General features: G+C 67.7%; 6 protein-coding genes. 2 read left to right on the top strand and 4 right to left on the bottom strand.

Annotated elements, in window-relative coordinates; translation table 11 throughout:
* The 4 genes from GH737_RS11365 to GH737_RS11350 all read right to left on the bottom strand — a co-directional run.
* Nucleotides 1-814: MFS transporter (locus tag GH737_RS11365; protein WP_155264929.1), on the bottom strand; the 814-nt coding region annotated here is incomplete at its 3' end.
* A gap of 37 nt (nt 815-851) precedes the next feature.
* Nucleotides 852-2,045 (bottom strand): cation:proton antiporter, encoded by a 1,194-nt coding sequence (locus GH737_RS11360; protein ID WP_155264928.1) that lies wholly within the window; start codon nt 2,043-2,045, stop codon nt 852-854.
* A 37-nt stretch (nt 2,046-2,082) separates the two neighbouring features.
* Entirely contained in the window at nt 2,083-3,297 is a 1,215-nt protein-coding gene (locus GH737_RS11355) for a citrate transporter (RefSeq protein WP_155264927.1), read from the bottom strand.
* A 57-nt stretch (nt 3,298-3,354) separates the two neighbouring features.
* The gene (locus tag GH737_RS11350) at nt 3,355-4,944 is read right to left on the bottom strand and encodes a toll/interleukin-1 receptor domain-containing protein (RefSeq protein WP_155264926.1); all 1,590 of its coding nucleotides are present in this window, start codon (nt 4,942-4,944) and stop codon (nt 3,355-3,357) included.
* A 62-nt stretch (nt 4,945-5,006) separates the two neighbouring features.
* On the opposite strand from GH737_RS11350, the gene radA reads away from it, so the two are divergent.
* Together radA and GH737_RS11340 are read left to right on the top strand one after the other, a co-directional pair.
* Nucleotides 5,007-6,383, top strand: a complete 1,377-nt coding sequence (gene radA, locus GH737_RS11345) for a DNA repair protein RadA (RefSeq protein WP_155264925.1) — start codon at nt 5,007-5,009, stop codon at nt 6,381-6,383.
* Nucleotides 6,384-6,449: 66 nt separating this feature from the next.
* A complete protein-coding gene (locus tag GH737_RS11340) occupies nt 6,450-7,850 on the top strand; it encodes an MFS transporter (protein WP_230558774.1) in 1,401 nt (466 codons plus the stop codon).
* Nucleotides 7,851-7,952 lie beyond the last annotated feature (102 nt).

Raw genomic sequence — 7,952 nt, 5'->3', positions numbered from 1 at the left:
CGACCGCCGGGGCGGCGCGCAAATGGCCCAGGCCTTCGGGCCCCGCGTGGAGCACGTCGCGCGCGAAGACCGGGAGCATTGCGGTCGCGCCGCCGAGCAGGACCGCGAACAGGTCGAGGCTGATCGCTCCGAGCACCAGCCGGTGGCGGCGCACGTAGCGCAGCCCCTCGATCATCTGGGTCCACGGGTTCACGCCGCGCGCGAGCTCGCTTCGCGGGACCGGACCGATGGCGAGCAATCCTGCCAAAGCGATCGCGAACAGCGCCGCGCTCGCGGCATAGGGGGCATAAGGGTGATATGCGTAGAGATAGCCGCCGAGCGCCGGCCCGACGATCGCACCCGTCTGCCACGCCATCGACGACAAGGCGATCGCTCTGGGCAGGATTTCACGCGGAACGAGGTTCGGGGCAAGGGCGCCGAGCGCGGGTCCGGCGAACGCGCGCGCCACTCCGAGCAGGGCAGCGATTGCGTACAGGATTTCGAGCGTCGTCGTCTGGCGCCAGGCGAACCAGGCCAGCGCCAGCGCACAGCCGAGCTCGAGCGCGACCGACGCGCGCGAAATCCAGCGCCGGTCGACGCGGTCGGCCATCCATCCGGTCACCAGCGTCAGAAAGAACAGCGGCACGAACTGGACCACGCCGATGATGCCGAGCCGCAGCGCCGCTTCCTTGAGGCCCATCGTCTCGCGGGCGATGTCGTAGACCTGCCAGCCGATGATGATGACCATCGCCATCTGACCCATGGTCGTCGCCAGCCGAGCGAACCAGAAGTAGCGGAACGCCGGAATTCGAAGCGGTTCGGGGACCAGGCTCACGCGCGGCGAAGTAGGGGCCGCGCCGGGCAGCGGCAACTCACTTCGCGTGCCGCTTCTCGGTGAGGCCGAAGCGGTTCACCAGCCACGGCATCGTCAACCCCTGAACGAAAATCGAGAAAGCGACCACCACGAAGGCCGTGATGATGATCGGCACGCGCTCGGGAACGGACGCCGGGACGGTCAGTGCGAGCGCGAGAGCGAGCGCGCCGCGAAGCCCGCCCCAGAAGAGCACGTGCTGGTAAGGGAACGAGACCTTCAGCTTCGTGGCCCGGAACAGCAGCGCGAGCGGATAGATTGCCGCCGCCCGGCCGACCAACACCAGCAGGATCGCCGAGGCCGCGGTCACATAGCCGAGGCGGTTAACAGGGATCCCGGCCTCCTGGATGCCGATCAGCAGGAAGACGAAGGAATTGGCGAGGAAAGCGAAGAACTCCCACGCGGAGAGCACGTGAGGCCGGCCCTCGTCCGAGATCATGCGGCCGAGATTGCCGATCATCAGGCCCGCGGTCAGCGAGGCGAGCACGCCCGAGGCGTGGACGCGTTCCGCCATCAGGAACGAGCCGTAGGCGGCGAGCGTCGTCAGGGTGATTTCGACGAGGTGATCCCTGGTGCGGCCCGCAAGCAGCAGGATTACGGCGCTCACGGCGGCGCCGATCAGCGCGCCGCCGAACAGCGTCCACAGGAAGGACGGAACGATGCTTCCGATCCCGGCCGATGCGCCGGTCGCTATCCCGACCAGCACGGCGAACGCCACGGCGACCACGCCGTCGTTCAGCAGGCTTTCCGATTCGACGAGCATCGACAGTCGCTCCTCGGCATTCATTTCCTTGAACGCGGCGATCACCGCGACGGGATCGGTCGCGGCGATCAGCACTCCGAACAGCGCCGCCCCAAGCCAGCTCCAGCCGAGGCCGAAGTGCATGCCAGCGGCCACGATCGCGGCGGCCAGCGCGACACCGAAAAATGCAAGGGTGACGACTACCGGCAACTCGCGGCGGAAGCTTCGCCAAGGAAGCTGGAGCGCCGCCTCGAAGACGAGCGGCGGGAGCAGGATGTTGAAGATCAGGTCGCGCGAAAGCGGAAGGGTCGGCGTGTTCGGAATGAACGCGATCGCTACGCCGGCGGCGACCAGGCCGACGCTGTAGGGCAGGCCGATGCGACGCGACACCATCGCGATGAGGCAGGCGACGAGCAGAAGCACGCCAATCGGCGCTAGCGCGATGCCGTTCATGCACGCTCCATATCAACCGCGCCGGGCGGCGCCATCATCAATGGCTCGGTGACGGATGCCAGCCGAACGCCAGGAGCATGGCGAAAAAGCCGGCCGCATAGGCGATCGGAACGAACCAGCCTTCCCTCAGCCAGCGGATGAACGAGCGGCCCTGGGGATAATTGTTGGTGAGCGCGACTCCGGCGGACGATCCGAACCAAACCATCGAACCGCCGAATCCCACCGCGAAGGCGAGCAGCGCCCAATCGTACCCTCCCTGGCGCAACGCGAGGGCGGTGAGCGGGATATTGTCGAATATCGACGAAAGCACGCCGAGCCCGAACGCGCTCTGCCACGACGGATCGGGAAGCGCCTTGAGCGGCATCAGCGACGCTGCGGCGACGAGCGCGACGAGAAACAGCGCTCCCTTCGCCCCATGGCGCAGGCTCGACCAGTCCGGACGCGCGATCAGGCTCGTCAGCAGGATCGCGCCCCATAGCGCCATCCCCAGCCAGGGCGCGGTTTCCTCTCCCTCGCTGAGCGCATTGGCGACGATGTTGGCGCTCACGGCGCAAGCCAGGATGAAAGCGACGATCCAGATGCGCCGCCACTCGAGCGGGCTTCCGGGCCGGTCGTCGGCGATGATCGGCTGGTGCCGGTGCTGCGCGAGGGCAGCGAAGGGTGCGATCACAGCGAATGATGCCGCTGCGCCGACATAAGCGGGGAGGACCGTCAGCGGCGAAACGCCGTGAAGCCACATGATCGTGGTCGTGGTGTCGCCGATGACGCTTCCCGCCCCTCCGGCATTCGCGGCGGCGACGATCCCCGCCAGGAAGCTTACGGTCACGCGCTCCTCGTACACGTGCCGCGCGATGACGCCGCCGAGCACCGCTGCGGCGATGTTGTCGAGAAAGCCCGATAGCACGAAGACGATGCCGAGGACCGCGACGCCGCCGGTCCAGTCGTCGGGGAGCAGGTTCGGCAGATGATCGGAGATCCTGCTTCGCTCGAATTGGCTCGAGAGCAGCTCGAAACCGGTGAGCAGAAGGAGCAGGTTGGCGATTATCACCCATTCGTGCCGCGCATGGGCGAAGAGGGCGGAAGCCCCCCGGCCGGTGGGAAATTGGGTCACCAGCGCCTCGATCGCGAGTATCGCGGCGAGACCGACCAGTGTGATGGGCAGCGCGCGGTTGTGGAACAGCGCGACGCCGAGCAGCATCGCGCCGAACAGGACGAATTCCAGCGGGACAGGCAATGCGGAGAGCGTAGTCATCCGCGATTCCATATCCTCGGAACTTGCCGAGGTCTGCCCTGCTGCTGCTGATGTGACTCAGGGGCGGCGGAAGTCCGGCACGGTGCCGCTTTCCTGCCAATATTGCTCGAGGCCGATGCTTTGGAGAAGCTGCGCGAAACGCGCGTCGGTCCAAGCCTTTTTCATCGACGGCAGGAACAGCGCGCTCGTCGCCCGGTCCTCGTCGCCGGCTTCGGGCGCGGCCTCGTTCCACTCGCCCTGACCGAAATAATAGCCGTCGAGGACGGCGAAGCTCGTGTTGAGATCGCCGACCGCAGCAGCGGCCTGGGCCACGGCCAAACCCTCCGACGGCTGTGACTTCAGATAGTCGAGACTGCGGTCCACGGCCTCGCTCGGGCTGCCTCGCGCTGCCAGGGCTCGCGCGGTCGCATCGATGGCTTTCACCAGCTGCGCGGAAGTGCCGGTCGGCCGTTCCGCCTCGTTGCTGAGGATCGCGAGCGCATCCAGCGGCCGCCCGCTGTACATCAGATATTCGAGCCGGGTGCGCCACACCTGCGGCTGCTGCGGCCAGTGATCGACCGCCTGCTTAAGCGCTTCGTCCGCGGCTTGCAGATTGCCTGCCGCCCACAGGTCGACCACGATCCTGCGATCCGCGCCCGGGATAATGAAGTGCTTGCGGTCCGCCGTGTCTGAAATCGCAGCTGCCTCCTTCCAGCGGCCGACGCTGCCAAGGGTCTCGGAGAGAAGGAACTGCAGGAGCGGCACGGGCCTCGAATTCTTGAGCGCAGCCCGATCAGCAAGCTCGGCGGAGCGCCAGTGACGGTACAATGGATCGAGGAGGAGGAGCGCTGAAGTCGCGCGCGGCTCATTGGGCTCCAGCCTGAAGGTTTCCGCAGCGGCCGACCGGCTGCGCGAATCCAAGCCAGGCCTTTGCGAAACGGGCGACACGCGTTTCAAGCCCGCATAGGCAAGCGCGAGCGAGCCCCAGGCCTTGGCATAATGGGGGTCGGCCTGGGTTGCTTCCGTCAGCAGCGCGATCGCATTGGCCAGCGAGCCGGGATTGTCAGCAGCGAAGACGTCATTGTTTTGAAGTGCGTCGGTGCCCTTTTGAAACAGCAACGCGGCTTCGGGATTGGGCCGATGCTCGCTTTCGCCGCGCAGCCACAAGGTTCCCGCGGCGGTCGCTACTACCGCCGCTCCTGCCCCAATGAGCAGCGTGCGCCGGGTCGTGCCGCGGTCCGATGTCAACGACGTTCGACCCACACCATGCCGCTCGCCACCGACGAGCGCCTCGATGCTCTTGCGGGCCTGCGACCAGCCGGCGTGGCGCCGGCCACCGCGCCAGCCGCGAAGGTCGGCGCACTGGATCTGGTCGAACGGCATTGGCAGCCGGGTGCGGTCTAGCCTGGACTGGACCAGCTTGTGCAGCTCGCGAGCGCGGTTCGCTTCCGATCGCACCCATTCCGACGCGGCCGCCGCTTCCGACCACAGCACGAGCACCGCCGGCGCCGATTCGAGCTCGTTTGCGATGACGTCGGCATAGGCGCGGTGCGCGGGGAGCTCGCGATCATACCAGACGGACCATCCCGCCTTGCCGAGCTCGCGCGCAATCCGCTCCGCCGCAGTGGCGTCGGGCCTCGCATAAGACAGGAAGATGTCAGCCAGCACGCACCCCCGATTGTTCCTTGTACCGCTTGCGAAGCGTCCCGGCGAGGCTAGGCTGCGCGGTGATGGCCAAGCCCAAATCCCGATACGTCTGCCAGGCGTGCGGCTCCGTCAGCAGCCGCTGGCAAGGCCAATGCCCCGATTGCGCCGAGTGGAACACGCTCGTCCAGGAAGCTGCGGAAGTGTCGAGCATCTTCGCCACGAAGCACAATTTGCAGGGAGGCGGGCGGGTGATCCCGCTGGTCGGGCTGGAGACGCCGGCGGCGCTGCCCGAGCGTCTGCCGAGCGGGATCGCAGAATTCGATAGGGCGATAGGCGGCGGGATTGTCGCGGGCTCGGCGATGCTGGTCGGCGGCGATCCCGGCATCGGCAAGTCGACGCTGCTGCTCCAGGTCGCGGCGAGGGTCGCGAGCGAAGGCCAAAGGGTGATCTATGTCTCGGGCGAGGAATCGGCCGAGCAGGTGCGGCTGCGGGCGGTGCGGCTCGGCCTCGGCGCAGCGCCGGTTCGGCTCGCTGCAGCGACGTCGGTGCGTGATATCCTGACCACCCTGGGCGACGGCGCGCCGCCGGCGCTGCTGGTGATCGATTCGATCCAGACCATGCATTCTGACCTGATCGAGGGGGCGCCTGGTACCGTCAGCCAGGTCCGCGCCTCCGCACAGGAATTGGTCCGGTTCGCGAAGGAGCATGGCACCGCCGTCGTGCTCGTCGGCCACGTCACCAAGGACGGCACCATCGCCGGGCCGCGCGTGCTCGAGCATATGGTCGACACAGTGCTGAGCTTCGAAGGCGAGCGCAGTCACCAATATCGCATCCTCCGCGCGATGAAGAACCGCTTCGGCGGTACCGACGAGATCGGCGTGTTCGCGATGGAGGGCGCGGGGCTCACCGAAGTGCCCAATCCCTCGGCCTTGTTCCTCACCCACCGCGGCGAGCCGGTCAGCGGGACGAGCGTGTTCCCGGCAATGGAAGGCACGCGACCGGTGCTGGTCGAGATTCAGGCGTTGGTGGTGCGGCTGGCAACCGGCGCGACCCCGCGGCGCGCGGCGGTGGGCTGGGACAGCGGACGCCTCGCGATGGTCTTGGCGGTGCTCGAGGCGCGGTGCGGCCTCAGCTTCGCGACGGCCGAAGTCTATCTCAATGTCGCGGGCGGCTACCGGCTCAACGACCCCGCGGCGGACCTGGCCGTCGCCGCGGCGTTGGTGTCGGCAATGTCCGAGCGGCCGGTTCCCCAAGACGCCGTGGTCCTGGGTGAAATCGCATTGTCGGGCGAGATCCGTCCAGTGGCCCACTCCGGGCTGCGGCTCAAGGAAGCGGCCAAGCTGGGATTCGATACGGGATGGGTGCCAAAGGGCATCAAAGCGGGCGACGGACTGAAGCTCGCCGAATTCGCAAACCTGCGTCAACTCGTGGAGCAAATCGTCGGTCGTCAGCAGCCGTAGCATCCACGCCGATTGCGATTCGTTCGGGTTTGGAACAATGGGCGCGCAATCGTGAATCGTCGGACATTGGAACGGCCGCAAGCCGAAGCCGAAGACGGGCTGCCGGTCCCCCGCCGCTACTGGTCGGTCGTCAGCATCTGGCTGGCGCTGACCATGGCGGTGCTCGACGGCGCGATCGCCAATGTCGCGCTTCCGGTGATCGCGGGGCAGCTCGGCGCTTCGCCTTCCGCGTCGGTGTGGGTCATCAACGGCTACCAACTGACGATCACGGTGCTGCTGCTTCCGCTCGCCGCGCTCGGCGACCGGATCGGGTACAAGTGCATCTACATCCCCGGCCTGGCGCTGTTCACCCTCGGGTCGGTCGCGTGCGCGGTTTCGGGTTCCCTGCCGATGCTGATCGCGGCGCGAGTGTTCCAGGGCATCGGCGCGGCGTGCATCATGAGCATGAACGCGGCGCTGGTGCGGGCGACCTATCCGGCGAGCATGCTAGGACGTGGCATCGGCTACAACGCGATGGTGCTGTCGATGTCCGCGGCGACCGGACCGACGCTCGCCGCGCTGATCCTCAGCGTCGCCTCATGGCACTGGCTGTTCCTGATCAACCTGCCGATCGGGATCGCGGCGCTGGCCGTCGGCAGGAAGGCGCTTCCCGATCCGCACGGGCACGGCGAGCTGTTCGACTGGCCTTCCGCGCTGCTGAGCGCAGCAATGATGGGCGGCTTCGTGTTCGGCGCGGAGATGTTCGCGCGCGAAGGCGCCGGACTGGGCCTCGTGCTGGTAATCGCAGGGCTGGCCGGCGGCGCGGCGCTCATCTGGCGCGAGCGGGGAGAGGCGAACCCGATGATGCCGCTGGACCTCTTGCGCATCCCGATTTTCGCGCTCTCGATCGCGACCTCGATCGTGAGCTTTGCTGCGCAGATGCTCGCTTATGTCGCGATCCCATTCCTGCTGCAGTCGGTGCTCGGGCGAAGCGTGTTCGCGACCGGACTGCTGATGACTCCGTGGCCGATCGCGGTCGGAATCGCGGCGCCGTTCGCCGGCCGGCTCGCCGATCGCGTGCCTTCGGGCCTGCTCGGCGGAATCGGCCTCGCCATCTTCGCGGTCGGCTTGTTCTTCCTCTCTCGGCTCGGCGAGTCGCCGGCCAATTTCGACATCGCGTGGCGAATGGCGGTGTGCGGTCTCGGCTTCGGGCTGTTCCAGTCACCCAACAACCGCACCCTCCTCAGCGCCGCGCCAAAGCCGCGCTCGGGAGCTGCCGGGGGGATGCTGGCGACCGCGCGGCTGCTCGGCCAGACCACGGGGGCGGTCGCCGTCGGGCTCGCGTTCCATCTCGCCGGCGTGCGGGTCACCCCGACGTTGCTGCTTTTCGCCTCGATCGTCGCGCTGGTTGCCGCCGGGGTCAGCATGCTGCGCCTGCGCGTTGAGCCGCCGAGCCGGGTAGCGGTTTACCGGCCCATCCTGGACTAGCGCCGGGACCGTCGGCGGACGAGGACCGCGAGGGCGGCGGCCAACAGAGCGACCGCCGCCGCGAGCGCCAGCCAGGGACTGCGGCGACGCTGGGGCGGGCTT

Origin of the sequence: Sphingomonas segetis, from assembly GCF_009720245.1 — a bacterium.
GTDB lineage: Bacteria > Pseudomonadota > Alphaproteobacteria > Sphingomonadales > Sphingomonadaceae > Sphingomicrobium > Sphingomicrobium segetis.
This window is presented reverse-complemented; position numbering and strand designations above follow the sequence as displayed.